This is a genomic window from Streptomyces pacificus, from assembly GCF_011766325.1.
GTDB classification, from domain to species: domain Bacteria; phylum Actinomycetota; class Actinomycetes; order Streptomycetales; family Streptomycetaceae; genus Streptomyces; species Streptomyces pacificus.
Map to the genome: position 1 here is coordinate 306,881 of NZ_BLLG01000006.1, position 19,759 is coordinate 326,639.

The following is a 19,759-nucleotide window of genomic DNA, read 5'->3' on the forward strand; positions in this document are numbered from 1 at the left end:
CTAGGTGAGCGCGCGGCGCTTGCGGTTGAGGGCCACCAGGCCGCCTCCGGCGAGGACGACGGCCGCGCCGCCGGCCGCGATCCATGGTGTGGTGTTGTTCCCGCCGGTCTCGGCGAGTGCCGTCTTGTCGGTGTCCGAGGTCGTCGTCTCGGTGTTCTCGGTGTTCTCGGTGTTCTCGGCTTCGGTCTGCCCGCTGTCGGTCTTGGTGGCGGGGGTGAAGTCGGCGGGCGGCTTGTCGCAGCCGATGCCGTCCTTGTCGCGGTCGAGGTGCTCGCCGTATCGAGGGTCGCTCTTGGGGATGTTGGCGTAGCCCTGGCTGTAGGCCTCGGTGCAGTTCTTGAAGGGCTGGTCGGCGATGGCGACGGTGGGGAGGGCGGCGAGTGCGAGGGCGCTGATGGCGATGGCGGTGGTCTTGTGGAGCGGGGTCAAGAGGGCGCCTTTCGGTGTCGTCGGGTGGGTGGGTTGGTGTGGTGGACGGTAGTGGTGGTGTTGTGGTGGGGCGGGAGGGTTTGCGGTTGTGGTGACGGGAACGTGACGTGACTGACGGGTAGCGGTCAGTTGTGGGCGTTTATTGTCATGTGACGCCGCAAAATCACCGCGCAGCACCCGTGCGCCTGCGGCGGAACGATCGAGGTGTACGGCGGTGCCGGGGCTGCTCCGGTCGCCCGCTGCCGGGGGTGTGGGGCGTTGTGGACGGAGCGCGGGATCATCGCGTCGCGGGGTGCGGTCGCGGCGGCCTGAGACGTGACGGAGCCCCCGGGCCGGGATGGTCCGGGGGCTCCGTCGTGCGCGCCTACGGGCGGCGTCGGCACCCCTTGCAGGTGACCTCCGTCGCGTCCTGGAGCGCCGTGTCCTGCCGGTCCCCGGCGAACTTGGGGTACTGGCCACAGGCTGTCACCCGGGGCCGCGCGCCCGGGTCTGGGATTGCGTGCACGGTCCGGCCGCCGCGGAACCGGACGCGTCGCGCGGTGTCGACGAGGATCACTGGTCCTTCACCTTCGGCCGGTCCTTCCCCGACCCCGTGTACCCGCGCTCGATGTCCTGCACCGTCGCCAACGCCACCCCGAGCGCGGACGCAATCTTCCGATACGACACCGGCGGGTCCTGCGCACGCATGTCGAGCACCACCTGCCGCCGCAACTCCCGCCACCGCTTGCCCCTCTTCGCCTGATCCGCCATCACCTCGCCGATCGCTCGGGCGCGTTCCTGCGGGTCGGTCATCGCCTCCACGGCGTCCATGGCGTCGATCACGCGCTGAGCCTCCTCGGTCACACCCGGCCTCATCTCGTCTGGGCGGGCTGCTTGCCCAGAGTGTACGGGGCCCCGTACAGTCGGGGAAGCAGCCTGTGCGGCTGATGCAGAACGGCCCCGGTCGGGCTTCCACACACCGACCGGGGCCAGCCAACCCCTGACATCACCAGGAGCTGACCATGACCGAGCGTACCGAGCCCCTCGACATGGACGCATTACTCGCCCGCATCCTCAGCGAACCCACCCGCGCCCACCAGCTGCTCCACACCCTCGCCGACACCCTCGACCAGGACCCGTTCGTCACCATGGGCCCCTGGCACCTGTGCGACGCGCTGAACACCGCGATCACCCGCACCCTCGCGGGGTTCCCCGAGGTCGTCGTCGCCGAGGCCACGGTGCGCGTCGGTGACGCACTCCCCGCGATGCGCCCGAACGAGGCCGCCGGCGAGTACGCGCTCCGTCTCCGGGACGCGGCGAGGGGGCTGCGGTGAACAAGCCCGAGCACGACGCCCCCGAGCAGCGCACCGAGTGCACCCGGCCGCAGCCCAACCCGCTGTTCGAGGGGCCCGCGACCGTCGCCGACTGCGCCGCGGACTACGAGGCCGCCGCCGACATCCGCGCCCGCCTCGACAAGCAGTCCTGATCGCCAGACCGCCGGCCCGGTGGGGAGACCGCCCGTCCCCCGCGGCCCCTGCCGGGCCGGCTTCCACCCCATCCGCATGACCACCGGAAGGACCGCCATGACCCAGACCGACCGCCAGACCGCCTGGCCCGAGGGCGTCACCGCCCGCTACCTCACCATCGCCGGGGCGACCGTCGACATCACCGGCGACGACTACGGCACCCACCGGCCCAACGCCCGCTGCGGCGGCTGCCCGCAGACCTTCGCCACCCACTCCCACTGCATCACCTCTCTCGCCATGGCGCACCGGTGGGCCCAGGAGCACTCGGAGAAGTGCCGCGCCCTGCCCCGCCCCACCGCCTAACCGCCGCTAGTCCGCCAGACCGGCCAGGCCTGCGCCGCCCCGCGGGCCTGGCCTTCTTGGAGCGCACCGTGAACCCCCTGACCGCGTGGGCCACCACGAACCCCTGGCCCGCCGCAGCCGCAGCCACCCTCTCCCTCCTCGCCATCCTCGGCGCAGCATGGGCCGCGACCCGCCCCCTGCGCACCGCCGACCGCCCGCCGGCCGCCGTCATCATGGCCGCCGTCGCCGCCGCAGGGTGCACCGCGTACTCCGCAGACACCAGCTGGGCCTACGCGCGCGACCACCTCGGCATGACCAGCACGACCGAACGCGGCTTCATGTTCGCGGCCGCCGAGGTCGCCCTGTTCGCCACGGCGCTGATGGCCCGGCAGAACCTCCGCACGGCCGGAGCACCGGGCACGCCCGGGGTGCTGGTCTGGGTCATCACCAGCGTCCAGATCATCCCCGCCTACGCCGAGTCCGGCTTCTGGGGCGGCACCGTCCGCGCCGTCGTCGGCCCGGTCCTCGCCGCGCTGCTCTGGCACCTGGCCATGGGCATCGAGCTCCGCCACAGCCGACCCGGGGCCGGCTCCCAGTCGATGCCCGCACTCCTCGCCCGCGAGCTCCGTGAGCGCCTGCTGTCCCGTCTGGGCCTGTCGGTCCGGGACCGTACCGCGGAGCAGATCAGCCGGGACCGGGCCATGGCGCGCGCGGTGCGCCTGGCGTCCCGGCCGAAGCTGCGCGGCTGGGGCCGGCGGCGCCTGGCGGCCGCGGTCGCCCGCGCCCGCGTGGGCACGGACAGCGAGGCGCGGCACCGGCTGCTCCGGGACCTCGCCGCGCGCCGTACCTCCGGGGAGCTGGCGACCGTACCTCTGGCGTCCCCGTGGACGGGTACGGAGGAGGACGGCTACCTCGGTGAGCCGGATGAGCCCGAGGCCGATCCGGACGAGCCCGGCCCTGAGCCGGATGAGCCCACCTCGCCGGCCGTGGCTGAGCCTCAGGCTCAGCTGGATGGGCCACTGCCCGTCGACCCCGTTCCCGCGCTGGCATCTGCGCAGGCCACATCGTGTGAGCCCGCAGCTCAGGCCCGGGACCAGGAGCCCGCGGCTTTCGGCTTCTCAGCCCACCTGACCGCACTGTCGGCTCAGCGCGCCGAGGGCATCGCGAAGGTGGCTGAGCTCGTGGCTCAGGACCCGGGGATCACCTCGGGGCAGGTGGCTGAGCTCCTGAGCGTCAGCCCCGCCACGGCCAAGCGCTACCTCCGGGAAGCACGGCAGGGCCGATCGTGACCGGCCCGGGTGCCGACGAGCGCCGTATCCGCAGCCTGCTGCGCCGCCGCGGTGTCGGCCCGGACGCCCTGCCCCCGGAGCAGCCGGAGCAGCCCGCCCGCGTGCCGATGCGTGAGCCGGACTGGCTTGACCGGCTGTACGCCGACGAGCAGCCGCAGGAGCAGCTGGTCGACGAGCCGGAGCCCCCGCAGCAGATCCCCTGGTACAGCCTCCGCAAGCACGATCAGGACAGTCAGCAGCCCGCGGGGGAGGTCCTCGAGGTGCTGGCCGCGCCCGGCGTCCAGATCACCATCGCCCCCGCCCCGGGCCCGACCGTCAGCCCGTGGCGGGCCCGGATGCGCCGCTGGGTCCTGGTGCGGGGGACCGCGGCCTGCGTCGGCTACGTCGTCGGTATCGGCCCGGCCGTCGCCGACGCCCTCGCCGACGCGGGCCCCGGCGCGATCGGCGTGGCCGGGATGTTCTACGCCGTCGCCTGGTGGCTCGCCTCCCGCCTCACCCGGCTCGTCCCCGCCGAGGCGTCCCCGGAGGTCCACGCGGCCGCTGACTGGGTCGCGCATATCCCGGACTCCGCTGTCCTCCTCGCCCTTGCCCTGAACACCCCGAACGCCCTGATCTAGGAGCACCCGTTGATGTACCTCGCAGCACCCAGCGCCGGGGGAGCCGTTTTCGGAGCCGTAGGCGCCGGCGGTATCTCTCTCGTCCTCGCCGCGCTCCTGGTCCTGGGCGTGAAGGGCAAGGGCAAGGTCAAGCTCAAGGACAACCCCGCGGTCATCTTCGCCTTCCTTGCTGGCACGGCGTTCAGCGCGGCGGGCAAGATCTGGGCCAACCCCGAGCGGCTCATCAGCCAAGGCCTCACCGGCCTCGGTGTCGGCACGGGGAGCGGCGGGGCATTCGGCGACGTCGGTGTCGGGGCAGTCTGCCTACTGCTCGTCGTGATCATCCTGTGCGCGCCTCTCTCCCCGGGCCTGTCCGCAAGCCTCGGCCTCATCTCCGCCGTCGTGTTCCCCCTCGCCGGGGACAGCACGATCTGGGCCGCGCCGGTCGAGCTGGCCATGGCAATCCTCGCGATGGTCGCGGCCTGATGGACCGGTGGATGGCGTTCTGGCACGCAGTGTGGGTCGGCTCCAGCCTGATCTCCGGCCGGATCGGCGCCTGGCTGCGCCAGGGAGTCGGTGTGCGGCTGCTCGGCGTCGGCGTCGCCTGCGGCTTCGTGAAGGGCCTGCCCCACACCACTGAGATCGCCTACACCACGGCGGCCGGATGGCTCGTGGCGGCGGTCGTCCTCGGCCTCCGGGCGAAGGCCCCCGACGAGCCCCCGGGCGAGGCCGTGCCGGCGGCCGCCGAGGAGAGCGGTCTGGCCCCCGATGTGGTGGTCCGCGCGCTGCACCAGCTGGCCTCTCCCCACGTCCACATCTCGGCCCTCGCCGAGTACCTGAAGCGGCCCGCGGAGGAGGTCCGCACGGCCCTCCAGGAGATGGGCGTCCCGCACGGCGACGGGGTGCGGATGAAGGGGGCCGGCGTATCGACCGGGGTGAGGGCGCGCGATATCCCGCCCCTCTCCCCCGACCAGTCCCCCGCCCAGGAAGGGGTGTTGACCAGCAACAACAACAGCAACAACGGCTCGGGAGAGGGGCCCCGGAAGGGGTTCCTTGGCGACTACACGTTCTGGGTCACCGACGACCCGGACAACCCCGCCCGCGCCCACGTCCACCACGACACCCAAGCTCAGGAAGGCACGACATGACCCGCGCTGACAGGGCCCTGCGCTGGCTCCGTATCCACGACCTCAGCCCCGCCGCCGACGTGGACTCGACCGCTCGCTACCTGAAGGAGAGCAGCGACGACGGGTCCACGTGGGACCTGCCGCGTGAGTCGACGGGTGTGCATCTTCGCCACGACATGACCGAGGCGCTCCTCGCAGGCCGTGCGGTCGAGCACGGGCCCAGCGTCACGATCATCCAGGGCCCCTATCCCATCGGGGGTCTGATCCGGTACACGCGCACCCACTGAAGCCCCCCGGGCGGCCACTACCCGCCGCCACAGAAGCCCGTACCCGGCACCCCGAAGAACCGCTGAACGAAGGGTTCCGCAGCGCCCACCACGGACGTACCGTGACTGACCGATGGCAGGCCAGGAGCGGGCCAGTGCGTACCGGCTTGGTGAGCTGCGAGCCGCCAAGCCGAGGACCTGGCCTGCCATCACCGCCCTCAGTCCCTCCAGATACGCGGGCGCACCCCACGAGGCCCCTGCCGGGCGGGGCCTTTGTAATACCGGCCCGTAGCCCCACCGGCACCCGCGATGCTGACTCCTCGAACCACCACTCACCGGGGGGACACCATGCGCCACACACCCGCAGCAGCAACCGCCGTACTTCTTCTCGCCGGGCTCGCAGCATGCGGCACCCGCGCTGACGGCGGGAGCACCAGCGCCAGCGCCAGCCCCGAGCCCTCCATCTCCAGCAGCACCCCAAACACCGAGCCCACCGAGACCGCGCCTACGGTGTGGGCTATGGGCGAATCCTGGGCCTTCGAAAGTACCGGCCAAGACAACTACCAGGGCGATGTGGCAGTTCTCGACTACAAGCAAGGCATCAAGTCAGTCGTATCCGCCTCTGAGGAATCCGGTACTGAGGGATACGAATGGGCCTACATCGAGCTGAAGACGTGCAGCATCACGGGAACTTTCATCGCCGATTGGACACCGTGGAGCCTCGCCTACACAGACGGCTCCCGAGTCGACCCATCGAGCACGACGTATCGCGACTTCCCTAAGCCCGAGTACCCGGGGGAGACCACGCTCACCTCGGGTAAGTGCGTCCGGGGCAAGCTGGTCTTCGCGGTCCCCAGTGACTCTCGGCCTGACACAGTGGTCTACGCACCTTTCGGGCTCGATATCCCACAGGAGTGGACAGTTCCGACGACAGGGTGACCTCAGATCACCTAGTGGTTGCATCCCGGATGATCGTGCCGCATCATGGGCGGCAAGTTCGGCGTGCCCGGACACAGGCACCAGGCCCACCCCAGAAGTGGGCCTTCGCCATTTCCCCCACCACACACGGCGTCAGACGCCATGATGGGCGCCTCTCAACCACGACGCCCCAGGGGGGACTATGCGTACCCGCACCATCCCGGCCGCCATCCTCACCGCCGCCCTCGCCCTCACCGGCTGCAGCAGCAGCGAAGAGACCACCGACGAGCCCGGCCTGACCGCACAGAGCATGGTCGACCAGCTCAGCGACCTCTACCCGCTGCCCAACCCCCGCGACAACACCGGCTCCTGCAACGACGGCAAGGGCCACAAAGACTCCTGCCAGCAGCTCATCACCACCGACCCCGTGTCGGTCTACGAGCTGGCCACCGCCGAGTCCGCAGCCACCTGGACGAAGAAGCTGGACGGCGTGAACGACAGCAGCGCGGTGCAGGCCGGCCGCTTCATGCTCGTCTGGAAGGCCGACTACCCCTCCGACGAGGACGCGGTCGCCGAGATGACCGCGAAGGCCCAGGACCTCGCGGCCAAGGAGAAGTAGCCCCCCGAAGACTGGGCCCGGCCGTTGTGCTCCGGCGGCCGGGCCCTCGCACGCCCGCGGAGGTGACCATGGCCAGGGGCCGGCCCGTCACCGATGAGGACTATGAAGCGGTCCGCCGCATGCACGCCGAGGGCCAGGGCCGGAACGCGATCGCCCGCGCGCTGAAGCGCTCCGGCCGCACGATCAGCAAGATCGCCGATGAGCTGGACCTCACCTTCGACCGAGCCGACGAAGTCCGCGCCGCCACGGAGGTCAGGCAGGCCGACCTCGCCGCGCTCCGGGCCAAGCTCGCCCTCGACCTCACGTACGACGCGATGAAGGTCCGCGAGCAGATGTGGTCAGAGACCGTCGTCTACAACTTCGGCGGCAAGGACAACACCTACAGCCAGCACCGCTTCGACGAGGCGCCGGCCGACGTGAAACGCAGCCTGTCCACGACCCTCGGCGTCCTGGTCGAGAAGTCGCTGAAGCTGTCCCCGCCGGAGAACGACGTCGAGGGCCTGGCCGCGGTCGACGCCTGGCTGAAGGGGATGATGGGCGGCAGCTGAGGGGGTCAAGATGGTCTCTCCCCTCGTCGGCAAGCAGCTGCGCGCGACCCAGCTGGCGACTGCCCGCGGCAACTTGTGGGAAGGCGCCGTCCGCTCCTCCAAGACCGTCTCCTCGATCCTGGTCTGGCTGAAGTACATTCGCACCGGGCCCCCGGGCGCGCTCCTCATGGTCGGCAAGACCGAGCGGACGCTGAAGCGGAACATCCTCGACGTGATCGTCGAGATGGTCGGCGTGAAGCGGTGCAAGTACAAGGCCGGCGCGGGCGAGGTCGTCATCTTCGGCCGGACGATCTACGTGGCTGGCGCGAACGACGAGCGGGCCGCCGACAAGATCAAGGGCATGACCTTGGCGGGGGCGTACCTCGACGAGGTCACCACCTTCCCCGAGAGCTTCTTCTCGATGCTCGGCACCCGCCTCTCCGTCGCGGGCGCCCAGTGGTACGGCACGACCAACCCGGAAGGCCCGAACCACTGGCTGAAGAAGAAGTTCCTTGACCGGGCCCGGCTGCACCTGCGGCGGGACGGGACGGTCGTCGAGTCGACGGACCCGAAGGCCCTCGACCTCCACCGCTTCAGCTTCAGCCTCGACGACAACCCGTACCTGCCTGCCCAGTACGTCGCGAACCTCAAGCTCGAGTACCAGGGCCTGTTCTACAAGCGCTTCGTCCTCGGCGAGTGGTGCCTGGCCGAGGGCGTCGTCTACGACATGTTCGACGACTCCCGGCACGTCGTGGACGTCCTCCCCGAGATCCGGCACTGGATGTGCGTCGGCCTGGACTACGGCACGATCAACCCGTTCTCCGCGCTGCTGATAGGCATCGGCACGGACGAGCGGCTGTACGTGGCCAGCGAGTACCGGCACGATTCCCGGGCCGAGCGGCGGCAGCTGACCGACGCGCAGTACAGCCTCGCTGTGCGGGAGTGGCTGGGCGCATACCGGCACCGCGGGCAGCAGGGCGTCACCCCGCAATGGATCTTCGTTGACCCGTCGGCCGCCTCCTTCATGACCCAGCTCTGGTCCGACGGCGTGCAGGGTGTGGCGAAGGCGAATAACGACGTCAAGGACGGCATCCGCTCAGTGGGCGTGGCGTTCGGCGCCAATCTGTTGTCCGTCCACCGCTCCTGCGCCGGACTGCTCGCCGAGCTCCCCGCGTATGCCTGGGACCCGAAGGCGGCCGAGGCCGGCGAGGACAAGCCGCTGAAGATCGACGACCACTCGGTGGACGCATTGAGGTACGGGCTGCACTCGACGGTGCACGACTGGCGGCACCTGGTCCGCGCGAACCTGGAGGTGGCCGCGTAGTGGCTGTCGAAATTTCGTTGTCGGCCATCAGCCTCGACCTGGAGCTGCCGTTCTCCATCCGCCTCGGAGAGGTGGAAGCCGTCGTTGGGACGATCGCGCTACCGATCTGCGGTGGGGAACTCGGAGAGTGGCGGCCGGTAGTCGCGGCCGCCCTGCGCGAGGTTGCAGAAGCCCTCGAGGATCCGGACGAGGACGACGAGGGGGTGGACGGTGCCGCTCCCTGAGAAGAACACCATCTGGCCGCCGATCCACCCCGCGATCCGCAGCGACATGGAGGACTGGGCAGCCTGGTTCTCCGCGAACCCCGACCGGCTCGCATACCGATACCTCAACCGGCACCGGGACAACTCCCGCTTCGGCCCACCGGCCAACCGGCCCTCCACCTACCGCGGCGGCTGGGTCGGCAGGGTCGCCCGCTGGTTCTGGGGAGAGCCCACCCCGCTGGGCGAGAAGCGCGCCAACCTCCACATGCCGCTCGCCCGGGACATCGCCCGCACGAGCAGCGACCTCATGTACTCCGAGCCCCCGACCCTGAAGGTCACCACCAAGGCCACCCAGGCCCGGCTCGAAGACCTGATGGACCTCGGGATGAAGCGCACGTTGATCGCCTCCGGCGAGACCGGCTCGGCGCTCGGCGGCTCGTACCTGCGGATCGTGTGGGACGACGAGATCAGTGACCGTCCGTGGATCTCCGTCGTCCACGCGGACGGCGCCGCCCCCGAGTTCGCCCACGGCGACCGGCTGCGCGCGGTCACGTTCTGGACCGTCATCGAGTCCGACGGCCAGCGCATCGTCCGTCACCTGGAGCGGCACGAGCCCGGAGTGATCCTGCACGCGGTCTACGAGGGGAACGAGTTGAACCTCGGCAAGGTCCGCGACCTGGCCGAGTTCAGGCAGACGGAGAATCTGCTGCCGCACCGGGACCTGAAGATCGGGAAGCGGCTCGCCGTCTCGTACGTCCCGAACACGATGGTCGCCCCGGACTGGCGGGACATCCCCGGCGCGGCCGGGCTCGGCACGTCGGACTACCAGGGCGCGGAGCCGTTCCTGTCGGCGATCGACGAGACGTACACCTCCTGGATGCGGGACATCCGTCTCGCCCGCTCGCGGATCATCGTGCCGTCTAGCTTCCTTGTGAACCAGGGGCCGGGCATGGGCGCAGCGTGGGAGGACCGCGAGGTCTACGCGCCGATGAACGTGCCCCCGACCTCCGACCAGCAGATCACGCTGAATCAGTTCGCGATCCGGCACGAGGAGCATCGGGCCACGATCGAGGAGCTGGTGGGCAAGGTCATCCGGAACGCCGGCTACAGCGGTGGCACGTTCGGCGACGACTCCAGCGGCCCGGCGGTCACCGCGACGGAGATCAAGGCCCGCAACGCGCGGTCCATGTCGACGCGCGCTCGGAAGACCGAGCTCGGGGCGACCGGCATCGCCGACATCGCCGAGGTCCTCCTCATGCTCGAAGCGAGCGGGATGTTCCCTGGCGTCCGCGGTGTCGAGGTCGAGCGGCCGGACGTTGTTTTCCAGGACTCCGTCCAGGACGACATCAAGACCCTGGCGGAGACGGCCGCGCTCATGAAGCAGGCCGAGGCCGCTTCCGTCGAGACGATGGTGGCGCTCCTGCACCCGGACTGGGACCAGCGTGACCAGCAGGCCGAGGTCGACCGGATCCTCAAGCAGTCCGGCCGCCTGGTCGAGGACCCGCTGTTGCTCGGCGCCGACCGGCCGCAGTTCGGCGACGACGGTGACGGCCGGGAGGACGAGAGCGACGCCGAGACGGACGACGAGGACGCCGACGCAGCCCAGTAGCGGAGGTGCCCATGGCGATCAGCCCTGCCACAGCGGAGGACCTGGCCCGGGCAGTCGCCATGCTGTACGAGCAGGCCGAGCTCACGCTGATCGACCGGCTCCGCGAGGCGCTGGCCGCGGGCATCGACTCCCCCCGGTGGGCGGACCTCAAACTCGCAGCACTCGGAGACCTCCAGGCCGCGATCACCGAGGTCATCGCGGCGCTGGAGACGGACGCCTCCGGGGCGATTCACCAGGCGGTGAGCGAGGCGTACGACAGAGGCCAGCAGGCCGCGGTAGCGGAGCTGGGTGCGGTGGCGACGGGGCAGGCGGCAGCTGCAGCGGTGGCGCTGCCGTCCGCCCCGGCAGTGGACCGGCTCGCCGCGGCCCTCGTATCCGAGACCGGCCCGGTCCACCTACGGATCCTCCGGGCGACGCTGGACACCTACCGCACGGTCATCGCCGAGGCCTCCGCAGCGCCCCTGCTGGGCGCGCAGACACGACGGCAGGCGGCCGCGCGGGCACTCGCGAGCTTCGCCGCCCGGGGCGTGACGGGCTTCGTCGACCGCCGCGGACGGGCGTGGAACATGGCGTCGTACGTTGAGATGGCGACGCGCAGCGCGGTCGGCCGGGCAGCGATCGAAGCGCACTCCGACCGCCTCAGCGCGGCCGGCATCGAGCTGGTGATGGTCTCGGACGCCCCGGAGGAGTGCCCTCGGTGCAAGCCCTGGGAGGGGAAGGTCCTCACCCGCGGGGGCGCGGGAGGAGCGCGCACGATCGAGGTGGAGCACGCCACCGAGGACGGCCGCATGGTCAAGGTGCGGGTGGCTGGATCCCTGCCTGAGGCCCGGTCTGCCGGGTTGTTTCACCCGAACTGCCGCCACGACGTCCGCGCCTTCCTCCCGGGGATGACCAGGCGCCCGGGGCCGAAAGAGCAGCGGTCGCGGGCGACGTACGAGCAGTCGCAGAAGCAGCGGTATCTCGAGCGGCAGGTGCGCGCGTGGAAGCGCAAAGCGGCCGGCGCCCTCGAGGAGGGCGAGCGGAAGCGGGCGACCGCGCACGTGCGTGCGTACCAGGCACGTATCCGGGAGCTCGTGGCTGAGACCGGGCTGCCGCGCAAGAGCCACCGCGAGCAGACCGGCGGAGCTCGCTGACCAGAGACTTCCGGGCGCCGCACGGCGCCCGGGCAACCCGAAACGGGAGAACACATCATGCAGGTCTCTTTCACACGCTCGCGCGCCTTCAAGCACCCGCTCGCGACCCACTCCGTTCTGGACGTGCTCGGCTACCGCCGCAACGGCGCACCGATCTACGCCATCGCGGGTGGCAACGGCGAGGGCGAAGGCGGATCAGGGTCCGGGTCCGGGCAGGGCGGATCCGGTGAGTCCGCAGACACCGGGCAGGGCGCGGACGACAGCGGCAGCAAGGCCGGTGACCAGGGCGGACAGCAGTCCGGGAAGGAATCCGGACAATCCGGATCCGGAACGGACAACGGGGACGACTGGAAGGCGCACGCCCGCGAGTGGGAGAAGCGTGCCAAGGAGAACAAGGCCGAAGCCGACAAGGGCAAGGCTGCGATCCAGGAGCTCGAGGAGCTTCGGAAAGCGAATCTCTCCGACCAGGAGAAGGCCGTCGAGGAAGCCGAAGCCCGGGGCCGCACGGCCTCCGCTGAGGAGTCCGCGAAGGTCATCGAGACCAAGGACTCCGAGATCCGCGACCTCCGTGCGCAGCTCGCCGTCTACGGACGCGCCGAGAAGCACTCGGTCCAGGTCGCCCCGCTGCTGAACTCGCGCTCGTTCTACGACGCGCTCGGCAAGCTCGACCCGGCCGCGACCGGCTTCACCGACAAGCTCGACGGCCTCATCAAGGCCGAGCTGAAGGCCAACCCGGGCATCGCAGTGCAGACCGCCGGCAAGTCCGGCGGTGACCTGTCCGCAGGGACCGGCGAAGGCGACACGAAGAAGCGCCCCACTTCACTCAGTGCCGCCGTGCGCGGCACTTTCAACACCTAACAGGAGGACCCCGTGCCCATCACGCTTGCACAGGCACAGGTCAACACCCAGACCGACATCGACTATGCGGTCATCGACAACCTGCGCCGCTACAGCTGGCTGCTCGACCAGATCGCGTTCGACGACACCGTCAACCCGGGCACGGGCGGCACCACCCTGACCTACGGCTACGTCCGCCTGACCGCGGCCCGCTCCGCCCAGTTCCGCGCGCTGAACTCGGAGTACACCCCGGCGCAGGCGCAGCGTCAGCCGTTCACGGTCACGCTGAAGCCTCTCGGTGGCGCGTTCACCGTCGACCGGGTCCTTGCCCGGCTCGGCGCGGCCGCGTCGAACGAGATCAGTTTCCAGATGCAGCAGCTGCTGACCGCAACCCGGACGAAGTTCCAGGACGAGCTGATCAACGGCGACACCGCGGTCGACGCCAACGGCTTCGACGGCCTCGACAAGTCCCTCACCGGCGCGGCTACGGAGTTCGTGCCGCTGGCCGAGGGCGAGACCAGCGGCATCCTGGACTGGACGCGCGCCACCATCGACACCCAGGCCGAGGCGATGGCCCAGCTCGACATCGTCGACGAGTGGCTGTCCCGCATCGTCCCGTCGCACACCGGCGGCGGCGACCAGGGCATGCCCGGCGCACTCCCGCCCGGCGTGAAGGCCATCCTCGGCAACACCAAGTCCATCACCCGCATGCGGGCGCTCGGCCGCTGGGCGGGCATCTACACGCAGGACAAGGACGACCTCGGCCGGCAGATCGAGACGTACGGGCCGTGGACGCTGGTCGACCTCGGTGACAACGCGCTCGGGAGCGCACCGATCGTCCCGAACGAGACGCGCACGCACGGCGGAACGGCCGGATCGGGCACCTCCTCGGGCCTGACCGACCTGTACGCCGCCAGCTTCGGCCTGGACGCGCTGCACGGTGCATCCGTGGCCGGCAACCCGCTCGTCCAGACCTGGATGCCGGACTTCGACACGGCGGGTGCGGCCAAGAGCGGCGAGATTGAGATGGGTCCGGCCGCGATGGTGCTGCGCAACGTCAAGGCGTGCGGCGCGCTCCGCAACATCAAGGTGGCGTGATCATGAACCAGTTCACCGTGACCGCCCCCGTGGCGAAGTTCACCGGCGAGTCGTGCGGTGTCGCCTTCAAGGGCGGCACCGGCACGGTGTCGGACGCGAGCAAGGAGGGCCGGTCAGCGATCGAGTACTTCCGCCGCCGCGGCTACACCCTCACCCCCGTCGAGACGGAGCCCGAGCCGGAGCAGGAGCCGGACACAACGCCCGACCCCGACCACGGCCCCAACCTGCCACCGTTCAACCCATCCGAGTACAACGCGGACGAGGTCATCGCCTACCTCGACAGCCTCGACATCGAGGACGCCGCCAGCCAGGCCGAACACGAGCGCGTCATCGCCGCCGAGCAGGACGGCAAGAACCGCAAGACCATCACCGAGAAGGGAACTTCGGCATGACGCAGCTCGGCGGCTACCCCCGCAACGTGCGGGACGCCCTCGCCCACTACCTCACGGCCGACCCGGCGTCGCCGGACACGTTCGTCCGCCGCAACCTGCCTCGCACCGGTCTGTACGACTCGGCCGGCGACACAGGCCAGGTCGCGCTCACCACACAGGTCATGACGAGCGTGCCGATCCACCTGTACGCCGGGGACGTCATCACCAACATCAGCGCCCGGTCCGGCGCCACCGCGGCGGACACACCCACCAACTGGTGGTTCGCGCTGTACTCCAAGGCGTCGACTCCTGCGCTGCTGGCGCAGACCGCCGACCAAACCACGACGGCATGGGCAGCGAACACCACGAAGACAGTTGCCCTGTCCTCCCCGGTCACCATCACCGAGTCCGGGATCTACTGGGTCGGCATCCACGTCAAGGCGACCGCGGTCCCCACCCTCCTCGGCTGCGTCGCCGCTCCGGCGATCGCGACCGGCGAGCGGAACCTGTCCCAGTCCTCCGGCTCGTCGCTGACCGCGACGGCCCCGGCCACCATCGCGACCCCCACGGCCAAGCAGTTCGTGCCGTACGTCGTACTGACCTGAGCGGAGGCCTGAATCATGTCCCTCACCAGCACCCTCGCGCTCGCCGCGTTCGCTGAGCAGACCAGCACTCTCGACCTCGGCTCGGCCGCGTCGCCGGTGCGCCTCCAGCGGTCCGTGCAACTCGCTTCCGGCACCGGGGCCGGCCAGGCCGACCTCGTGTTCTCTGACCGGCGCACGATCTCGGCCTCCGGGGCAGAGGACTTGGACCTGGCAGGCGTGCTGCTCGATGCCTTCGGCGCGACCATCACGTTCGCCCGCGTCAAGGGCCTGTTCATCTCAGCGTCCGCGAACAACGCGAACAACGTCGTCGTCGGGGCCGACGCGACGAACCCGTGGGCGACGCTCCTGAACGCCGCTGGCACGGTCACACTGCGCCCAGGCGCCTCGTTCGCCGCGGTGGCCGGGGCGACCGACAGTACGGCGTACGCGGTCACCGCTGGCACAGGTGACTTGCTCCAAGTCGCCAACTCAGCTGGTGGCACAAGCGTTACGTATGACGTCGTCGTGATCGGCGCATCCGCGTAGCCCGAAGTTCGAACCGCGACGAGGGAGGCCTTGATGGCCTCCCTCGCGCGTTCTGAGGAAGGAACGCCGGATGGCGAACATCGTCTTCAATATCGCCCTGGGCAGGCTGGCGTACTACGCGTCACTGCCCGCGGCGAACGACGCACTGATCATGGTGCCGCTGGAGGCGTCGGGGCTCGTCAACGACGCCACCATGCGGGACTACGACGACCTCGGCGCGGTCCTTGCTGGGGCGTCGAACGAGCAGACCACCATGGGCCGCAAGACCCTCGCCAGCGCCACGGCGACCGTGGACGACGCCAACGACCGCGTGAACATCGACTGCGCGGACGTCACCTGGACCGCGGCAACCGGCAACGCGATCGGCGCCGTGATCACCTGCTACGACCCGGACACCACCGGTGGGACCGACGCCGATCTGATCCCTCTCACCAAGCACGACGTGAGCATGACGCCCGACGGATCCGACTTCACGCTGACGATCGCCGACTTCGCGCGGGCCTCATCCGCAGCCTGAACAACGGGAGTGAGCTGTGACGCTCGCCGACCTGGTCGACGACTTCGACGACGGCACGGTCAACACCACCCTGTGGCCGGCCTCGTACGGGGCGATCGAGGAGAGCGGTGGCCGGGGCCGCATCCCCTGCACCACCGGCTACGCCGCGTACTGGTCGGCGTCGGCATACACCCTGACCGACTCGCACGTGCAGCTACAGGTCTTCCCGCCGGCCGCTGGCGGAGCGGTCACAGCAACCGTGTCCGTGCTTGTGCTGTCCGGCGTCAGCGGCCGGGACGCAGGGTTCCTACTCGACACCGCGGGGAATGCCGTCGGCCTGTACCTGCGGGAAGGCTTCGCCGACCCCGGTGCCGTGTTCCTCACGTACTCGGCCACGGACCATGCCTGGCTGCGGCTGCGTGAGGACTCCGGAACGCTGCACTGGGAGACCAGCCCGGACGGGGCGGACTGGACGATCCGCCGCACCGCAACATCCCCGGCATGGGTGGCACAGACCGATCTCTCACTCCTGATCGAGGCACACCGCGACAGCGGCACCGACGACTACGCAGAGATCGACAACCTCAACACCCCCACCGGCCAGGAGCAGGCGCTCACGCTGGCAACGGAGACCGCCACCGCGCTGCCGCTCGCCGGGGCCAAGCGACAGAGCCTGGGCGCTGCGGCGACCAGCGCTGGGGCACAGCCCCTCGTGGGCTCGAAACAGCAGACGCTCGGGGCCGCCCTGGCGGAGGCGGCCGCTCTGCCGCTCGCCAGGGCCAAACGCCGCACGGTGGGGCAAGCCGCAGAGACCTGGACCGCGCGCCCGGTCACCAGCAGCAAGCAACGCCTCCTCGGGGTGGCCGCAGAGGTCGCGCAGGGCCGGGCGCTCACCCTGACGAACCTGTACCCCAGCCCGGCGGCCGTGCTCACCGCGAGCAGCAGCGGCCCGACCCTCGGGGCGAGCACCAGCGGCCCGGCCCTGGCGGCGACATCGACCACGGGAGGTAGCTGACATGCCGGACGTGGGGGATCTGGTCACCGCGTCACTGACGGTGGCCCCGTACGACGAGACCACGTCGGCCGCTCTGCTGGTGACCCGCCCGGATGGCACTACGGTCTCCCCGACGGTCACCGGGTCCGGCGGCGGGCAGACCTGGGCAGCCCCGGTCTCCTACACCCTGGCCGGGGTGTGGCGGCTGTCGTGGACGGTGACCGGCACCGGGGCCTCCGTGGAGCACCAGCTGGTGTCGGTGGCGCCGGCCCCCGGCGGCGGGGGCGCGGCCGGGCGCACGTACGCGACGACGACGCAGCTCGCCAACTACCTCGGGACGGCCCCACCACTCGACTCCGCCAGGCTGCTGCGACAGGCATCCGTACTGCTCGACACCGATTTTCTGCTGACCGCGATCTACGACGTGGACACCGCCGGTATCCCCACGGACTCCGAGGTGGCACAGGCCTTCGCCGACGCGGTGTGCGCGCAGGTCGAGTTCTGGGGCGAGGTCGGCGAGGAGACCGACATCTCCGGCCCGCTCGAGGGCGTTTCGATCGGCTCGGTGCAGCTCCAGTTCGGCGCGGGCGACAACCGCACCGGGCCGGACTACTACGCCCCGAAGCTCACCCGGGCGCTGGCCTCCCTGCCGAGCGACAAGATCCGCTTCGGCGTCGCGCTGGGTGCCTGCTGATGGGCGCCATCCCCCGCCGATACCTAGTCCACCGGATCACGATCGAGCCCTACCAGGGGAACTCCAGCAAGGGCCCGGTGTACGGGCCGCCGACGGAAGTGCGGTGCCTGCTGGACGAGCAGACCCGCACGGTCCGAGGGGCGACCGGCGATCTGGTCACCTCGTCGTCCACGGCCTACTGCTCGCCGGGCACGACAGCCCCGCCGCTCTCCCGCGTGACCCTCGGAGACGACCGCCAGACCACGGTCATCCAGGCGAAGAACCGCGTCGCCCAGGGCCTGCGCACACCGGATCACGTCGAGATCCAGCTCGAGTAACGGGAGGCTGCCATGGCGCCGCGCTACACACTCCGCTTCAACGGGGCCGCGGCGGCCAGAGAGCTCCGCGCCGCCGCCGCCCGCGGCCTCTACCACGGGGCGGAGCACGTCCTCGGAGAGTCGCAGGAGGTCGTCCCGCTCGACGAGGCGGCGCTCTCACGGTCCGGGGCAGCCTCGGTGGACGAGGGCACGCTCACCGCCGCGGTGTCGTACGACACCCCGTACGCGGCGTACCAGCACGAGCGCCTGGACCTGCGGCACGCGCCCGGGCGCACCTCCAAGTACCTGGAGCGGCCGCTCAACGAGTCGGTCGACCAGGTGCGGGCGCTCCTCGCCGCGGAGCTGAGGCGGGCCCTGCGGTGAGCCACACCCCCGACCTGCTCATCGGCGTCGCCGAGCTCCTGGCCGCGGAAGGCGTCGGCGTCTACGACGACGACAGCGTGCTGCCGGCCGGGGCCACGGCTCTGGTTCTCGGTCCGGTCCCCGACGAGCCGGCCTCGGTGGTCGGGCTGACGCCGTACCCGGTGAGCGATGACGACTCGACGGACGCCGTGACGGCGATCCAGGCGGCCATGCGCGCGGGCACGGACCCCACCACCGTCCTGGCGCTGGCGGACGCCGTCTTCGACGTGCTGCACGCCCGGCGGAACTACCTCGTGCGCGGCGTCCAGGTCGAGGTGTCCTGGCGCAACAGCCAGGGGTGGATCGGCAAGGACGCCAAGGGGCGGATGGAGCTGTCCGCCAACTACTACTTCCGGACGGTTCGGTCCGGATCCCACCTGATCGATTAGGGAGGACCCTGATGTCGACCCCCACGGAAGAGACCGAGCTCGCACGCGAGTGGCGGCTCGAGGTGAACATGGGCACGGAGGAGACCCCGGACTGGCAGCTGTGCCCGGGTGTCCGCGAGTTCCAGCCCGCGTCGGAGCCGAACATCGAAGACAGCTCCGACTACGACTCCGACGGCTGGGCCGGCAACACCAAGACCGCGCAGTCCTGGGAACTCTCGGTCACCATCCGCAGGAAGGCCAACAAGAGCGTCAAGGTCTTCCACCCGGTGCACGAGAAGATCCGCCTCGCGCACTACGCGTACGGGGCGGCCAACCTGGTCCACCTGCGGTACATGAACCGCAACGGCCTGCCCGAGGCCTACGAGGGCAAGGCCATCCCCAACTGGCAGCCCTCTGGCGGCGAGTACACGGCCCTCGGCGAGACGGAGATCACCTTCACCGGTGACGGCCCGCTCACCCCGATCACGAACCCGTACGCCTGATGGCCGGGTTCGAAGCGCTCGATGCCTTCCTGGACGACTACCTGGACCTCCCGGTCCCGGGCAAGGATGGCCAGGTCCGCACGTACCGGATTGAGGACCCGGCCGCCGAGGACGGCATCAGGATCGAGCGGATCACGTCCCTCGCCGCGCGGCTCGCTGCCGGCGGCGAGGCCCCGGCGAACGCCGAAGTCCTCGACGACGAGGAAGAGCTGGACCTGTACCGGCTCTGTCTCGGCGACGCCTACCAGCCGCTGATCACCGAAGTGAAGTGGAGCGCCTTCAAGCACGTCGCGCTTACAGCCATGTTCTGGGTGACGACCGACAAGGACACCGCCGAGGAGTTCTGGAAGTCGGGCCAACACCCGGGAAAAGCCCCGAACAGGGCGACCCGTCGGCAGGCGAAGCGCGCCTCCTCGGCGTCGGACGGGGCGAATTCGACGAAACGACAGGCCTCTACGAGTGGTACGAAGGCGGGCTCCAAAGCCCGAAAGCGGGCCGCAACGGCGCGCTGAACCTCTCGTGGGCCCAGCTGCTGGAGCAGTGGCCGCTGATTGAGGCCGACCTGCACGAGCGGTACGGCATCGACGTGGAGACCGGGATCCTCCGTCAGCGCTCCTGGCGGTGGGTCAAGATCCGCATCATCGGCCTCTTCAGCTGCGAATCCCGGCTCCAGCGACATTTCGCGCCACCTCCTGACGACAAGACCCGCAATCACCGCAGGA

General features: G+C 70.4%; 30 protein-coding genes. 28 read left to right on the top strand and 2 right to left on the bottom strand.

All coding sequences use genetic code 11. The features are described from left to right. A complete protein-coding gene (locus tag SCWH03_RS13545; protein WP_173264445.1) occupies positions 1–429 on the bottom strand; it encodes an excalibur calcium-binding domain-containing protein in 429 nt (142 codons plus the stop codon). A gap of 552 nt (positions 430–981) precedes the next feature. Further along, positions 982–1,272 carry a hypothetical protein gene (locus SCWH03_RS13550; RefSeq protein WP_254076741.1) on the bottom strand — a complete coding sequence of 97 codons (291 nt, stop codon included), beginning with the start codon at positions 1,270–1,272 and terminating at the stop codon, positions 982–984. Positions 1,273–1,430: 158 nt separating this feature from the next. Between SCWH03_RS13550 and SCWH03_RS13555 the strand changes: the two genes are divergently transcribed. The 28 genes from SCWH03_RS13555 (at position 1,431) to SCWH03_RS13690 (ending at position 19,549) form a co-directional block, all read left to right on the top strand. Continuing rightward, complete coding sequence (locus SCWH03_RS13555; protein WP_173264447.1) at positions 1,431–1,742, top strand: hypothetical protein; 312 nt, start codon at positions 1,431–1,433, stop codon at positions 1,740–1,742. Beyond that, complete coding sequence (locus SCWH03_RS13560) at positions 1,739–1,894, top strand: hypothetical protein (protein WP_173264448.1); 156 nt, start codon at positions 1,739–1,741, stop codon at positions 1,892–1,894. Before SCWH03_RS13555 ends, SCWH03_RS13560 begins: the two co-directional genes overlap by 4 nt. Positions 1,895–1,991: 97 nt before the next feature. After that, the gene (locus SCWH03_RS13565) at positions 1,992–2,237 is read left to right on the top strand and encodes a hypothetical protein (RefSeq protein ID WP_173264449.1); all 246 of its coding nucleotides are present in this window, start codon (positions 1,992–1,994) and stop codon (positions 2,235–2,237) included. A gap of 68 nt (positions 2,238–2,305) precedes the next feature. Beyond that, entirely contained in the window at positions 2,306–3,505 is a 1,200-nt protein-coding gene (locus SCWH03_RS13570; RefSeq protein WP_173264450.1) for a hypothetical protein, read from the top strand. Further along, positions 3,502–4,122, top strand: a complete 621-nt coding sequence (locus SCWH03_RS13575) for a hypothetical protein (protein WP_173264451.1) — start codon at positions 3,502–3,504, stop codon at positions 4,120–4,122. The genes SCWH03_RS13570 and SCWH03_RS13575 overlap by 4 nt, the downstream gene beginning before the upstream one ends. 12 nt (positions 4,123–4,134) lie before the next feature. Beyond that, the gene (locus tag SCWH03_RS13580; RefSeq protein ID WP_173264452.1) at positions 4,135–4,587 is read left to right on the top strand and encodes a hypothetical protein; all 453 of its coding nucleotides are present in this window, start codon (positions 4,135–4,137) and stop codon (positions 4,585–4,587) included. An 11-nt stretch (positions 4,588–4,598) separates the two neighbouring features. Beyond that, positions 4,599–5,249, top strand: a complete 651-nt coding sequence (locus SCWH03_RS13585; RefSeq protein ID WP_173264453.1) for a hypothetical protein — start codon at positions 4,599–4,601, stop codon at positions 5,247–5,249. Continuing rightward, positions 5,246–5,515 (top strand): hypothetical protein, encoded by a 270-nt coding sequence (locus tag SCWH03_RS13590; RefSeq protein ID WP_173264454.1) that lies wholly within the window; start codon positions 5,246–5,248, stop codon positions 5,513–5,515. The genes SCWH03_RS13585 and SCWH03_RS13590 overlap by 4 nt, the downstream gene beginning before the upstream one ends. 498 nt (positions 5,516–6,013) lie before the next feature. Further along, complete coding sequence (locus SCWH03_RS13595; protein WP_173264455.1) at positions 6,014–6,433, top strand: DUF4352 domain-containing protein; 420 nt, start codon at positions 6,014–6,016, stop codon at positions 6,431–6,433. A gap of 181 nt (positions 6,434–6,614) precedes the next feature. Next, positions 6,615–7,031 (top strand): hypothetical protein, encoded by a 417-nt coding sequence (locus SCWH03_RS13600; RefSeq protein ID WP_173264456.1) that lies wholly within the window; start codon positions 6,615–6,617, stop codon positions 7,029–7,031. 68 nt (positions 7,032–7,099) lie between these two features. Beyond that, positions 7,100–7,579: a helix-turn-helix domain-containing protein gene (locus SCWH03_RS13605; protein WP_173264528.1), complete on the top strand. Its 480-nt coding sequence runs from the start codon at positions 7,100–7,102 to the stop codon at positions 7,577–7,579. Positions 7,580–7,589: 10 nt separating this feature from the next. Next, complete coding sequence (locus SCWH03_RS13610; protein WP_173264457.1) at positions 7,590–8,882, top strand: PBSX family phage terminase large subunit; 1,293 nt, start codon at positions 7,590–7,592, stop codon at positions 8,880–8,882. Continuing rightward, on the top strand, positions 8,882–9,106 hold the full coding sequence (locus tag SCWH03_RS13615) for a hypothetical protein (protein ID WP_173264458.1): 225 nt from the start codon (positions 8,882–8,884) through the stop codon (positions 9,104–9,106). The genes SCWH03_RS13610 and SCWH03_RS13615 overlap by 1 nt, the downstream gene beginning before the upstream one ends. Beyond that, positions 9,093–10,694, top strand: coding sequence for a phage portal protein (locus tag SCWH03_RS13620; protein WP_173264459.1), 1,602 nt, complete (start codon positions 9,093–9,095; stop codon positions 10,692–10,694). Before SCWH03_RS13615 ends, SCWH03_RS13620 begins: the two co-directional genes overlap by 14 nt. Before the next feature lie 11 nt (positions 10,695–10,705). After that, positions 10,706–11,827, top strand: coding sequence for a phage minor capsid protein (locus tag SCWH03_RS13625; RefSeq protein ID WP_173264460.1), 1,122 nt, complete (start codon positions 10,706–10,708; stop codon positions 11,825–11,827). 57 nt (positions 11,828–11,884) lie between these two features. Then, the gene (locus tag SCWH03_RS13630) at positions 11,885–12,685 is read left to right on the top strand and encodes a DUF4200 domain-containing protein (RefSeq protein WP_173264461.1); all 801 of its coding nucleotides are present in this window, start codon (positions 11,885–11,887) and stop codon (positions 12,683–12,685) included. 12 nt (positions 12,686–12,697) lie between these two features. Further along, positions 12,698–13,762: a major capsid protein gene (locus SCWH03_RS13635; protein ID WP_173264462.1), complete on the top strand. Its 1,065-nt coding sequence runs from the start codon at positions 12,698–12,700 to the stop codon at positions 13,760–13,762. 2 nt (positions 13,763–13,764) lie between these two features. After that, positions 13,765–14,154, top strand: coding sequence for a hypothetical protein (locus SCWH03_RS13640; RefSeq protein WP_173264463.1), 390 nt, complete (start codon positions 13,765–13,767; stop codon positions 14,152–14,154). Continuing rightward, positions 14,151–14,738 carry a hypothetical protein gene (locus tag SCWH03_RS13645; RefSeq protein ID WP_173264464.1) on the top strand — a complete coding sequence of 196 codons (588 nt, stop codon included), beginning with the start codon at positions 14,151–14,153 and terminating at the stop codon, positions 14,736–14,738. Before SCWH03_RS13640 ends, SCWH03_RS13645 begins: the two co-directional genes overlap by 4 nt. Positions 14,739–14,753: 15 nt before the next feature. Further along, on the top strand, positions 14,754–15,263 hold the full coding sequence (locus SCWH03_RS13650) for a hypothetical protein (protein ID WP_173264465.1): 510 nt from the start codon (positions 14,754–14,756) through the stop codon (positions 15,261–15,263). A gap of 70 nt (positions 15,264–15,333) precedes the next feature. Next, positions 15,334–15,780 carry a hypothetical protein gene (locus SCWH03_RS13655; RefSeq protein WP_173264466.1) on the top strand — a complete coding sequence of 149 codons (447 nt, stop codon included), beginning with the start codon at positions 15,334–15,336 and terminating at the stop codon, positions 15,778–15,780. A 16-nt stretch (positions 15,781–15,796) separates the two neighbouring features. After that, positions 15,797–16,774 carry a hypothetical protein gene (locus tag SCWH03_RS13660; RefSeq protein ID WP_173264467.1) on the top strand — a complete coding sequence of 326 codons (978 nt, stop codon included), beginning with the start codon at positions 15,797–15,799 and terminating at the stop codon, positions 16,772–16,774. 1 nt (position 16,775) lies between these two features. Beyond that, on the top strand, positions 16,776–17,447 hold the full coding sequence (locus SCWH03_RS13665; protein WP_173264468.1) for a hypothetical protein: 672 nt from the start codon (positions 16,776–16,778) through the stop codon (positions 17,445–17,447). Then, complete coding sequence (locus tag SCWH03_RS13670; RefSeq protein ID WP_173264469.1) at positions 17,447–17,764, top strand: hypothetical protein; 318 nt, start codon at positions 17,447–17,449, stop codon at positions 17,762–17,764. The genes SCWH03_RS13665 and SCWH03_RS13670 overlap by 1 nt, the downstream gene beginning before the upstream one ends. Positions 17,765–17,776: 12 nt before the next feature. Beyond that, positions 17,777–18,127 carry a hypothetical protein gene (locus tag SCWH03_RS13675; RefSeq protein ID WP_173264470.1) on the top strand — a complete coding sequence of 117 codons (351 nt, stop codon included), beginning with the start codon at positions 17,777–17,779 and terminating at the stop codon, positions 18,125–18,127. Further along, the gene (locus SCWH03_RS13680) at positions 18,124–18,555 is read left to right on the top strand and encodes a minor capsid protein (protein ID WP_173264471.1); all 432 of its coding nucleotides are present in this window, start codon (positions 18,124–18,126) and stop codon (positions 18,553–18,555) included. Before SCWH03_RS13675 ends, SCWH03_RS13680 begins: the two co-directional genes overlap by 4 nt. A gap of 11 nt (positions 18,556–18,566) precedes the next feature. Further along, positions 18,567–19,037 carry a phage tail tube protein gene (locus SCWH03_RS13685; protein ID WP_173264472.1) on the top strand — a complete coding sequence of 157 codons (471 nt, stop codon included), beginning with the start codon at positions 18,567–18,569 and terminating at the stop codon, positions 19,035–19,037. Then, entirely contained in the window at positions 19,037–19,549 is a 513-nt protein-coding gene (locus tag SCWH03_RS13690) for a DUF7426 family protein (RefSeq protein ID WP_308788871.1), read from the top strand. The genes SCWH03_RS13685 and SCWH03_RS13690 overlap by 1 nt, the downstream gene beginning before the upstream one ends. The last annotated feature ends 210 nt before the right edge of the window (positions 19,550–19,759 follow it).

Coding starts and splice junctions, on each gene's coding strand:
- SCWH03_RS13555 (WP_173264447.1), top strand. CDS start 1,431: ATGACCGAGCGTACCGAGCCCCTCGACATGGACGCATTACTCGCCCGC.
- SCWH03_RS13565 (WP_173264449.1), top strand. CDS start 1,992: ATGACCCAGACCGACCGCCAGACCGCCTGGCCCGAGGGCGTCACCGCC.
- SCWH03_RS13580 (WP_173264452.1), top strand. CDS start 4,135: ATGTACCTCGCAGCACCCAGCGCCGGGGGAGCCGTTTTCGGAGCCGTA.
- SCWH03_RS13585 (WP_173264453.1), top strand. CDS start 4,599: ATGGCGTTCTGGCACGCAGTGTGGGTCGGCTCCAGCCTGATCTCCGGC.
- SCWH03_RS13590 (WP_173264454.1), top strand. CDS start 5,246: ATGACCCGCGCTGACAGGGCCCTGCGCTGGCTCCGTATCCACGACCTC.
- SCWH03_RS13595 (WP_173264455.1), top strand. CDS start 6,014: ATGGGCGAATCCTGGGCCTTCGAAAGTACCGGCCAAGACAACTACCAG.
- SCWH03_RS13600 (WP_173264456.1), top strand. CDS start 6,615: ATGCGTACCCGCACCATCCCGGCCGCCATCCTCACCGCCGCCCTCGCC.
- SCWH03_RS13605 (WP_173264528.1), top strand. CDS start 7,100: ATGGCCAGGGGCCGGCCCGTCACCGATGAGGACTATGAAGCGGTCCGC.
- SCWH03_RS13610 (WP_173264457.1), top strand. CDS start 7,590: ATGGTCTCTCCCCTCGTCGGCAAGCAGCTGCGCGCGACCCAGCTGGCG.
- SCWH03_RS13625 (WP_173264460.1), top strand. CDS start 10,706: ATGGCGATCAGCCCTGCCACAGCGGAGGACCTGGCCCGGGCAGTCGCC.
- SCWH03_RS13630 (WP_173264461.1), top strand. CDS start 11,885: ATGCAGGTCTCTTTCACACGCTCGCGCGCCTTCAAGCACCCGCTCGCG.
- SCWH03_RS13640 (WP_173264463.1), top strand. CDS start 13,765: ATGAACCAGTTCACCGTGACCGCCCCCGTGGCGAAGTTCACCGGCGAG.
- SCWH03_RS13645 (WP_173264464.1), top strand. CDS start 14,151: ATGACGCAGCTCGGCGGCTACCCCCGCAACGTGCGGGACGCCCTCGCC.
- SCWH03_RS13650 (WP_173264465.1), top strand. CDS start 14,754: ATGTCCCTCACCAGCACCCTCGCGCTCGCCGCGTTCGCTGAGCAGACC.
- SCWH03_RS13655 (WP_173264466.1), top strand. CDS start 15,334: ATGGCGAACATCGTCTTCAATATCGCCCTGGGCAGGCTGGCGTACTAC.
- SCWH03_RS13665 (WP_173264468.1), top strand. CDS start 16,776: ATGCCGGACGTGGGGGATCTGGTCACCGCGTCACTGACGGTGGCCCCG.
- SCWH03_RS13670 (WP_173264469.1), top strand. CDS start 17,447: ATGGGCGCCATCCCCCGCCGATACCTAGTCCACCGGATCACGATCGAG.
- SCWH03_RS13675 (WP_173264470.1), top strand. CDS start 17,777: ATGGCGCCGCGCTACACACTCCGCTTCAACGGGGCCGCGGCGGCCAGA.
- SCWH03_RS13685 (WP_173264472.1), top strand. CDS start 18,567: ATGTCGACCCCCACGGAAGAGACCGAGCTCGCACGCGAGTGGCGGCTC.
- SCWH03_RS13690 (WP_308788871.1), top strand. CDS start 19,037: ATGGCCGGGTTCGAAGCGCTCGATGCCTTCCTGGACGACTACCTGGAC.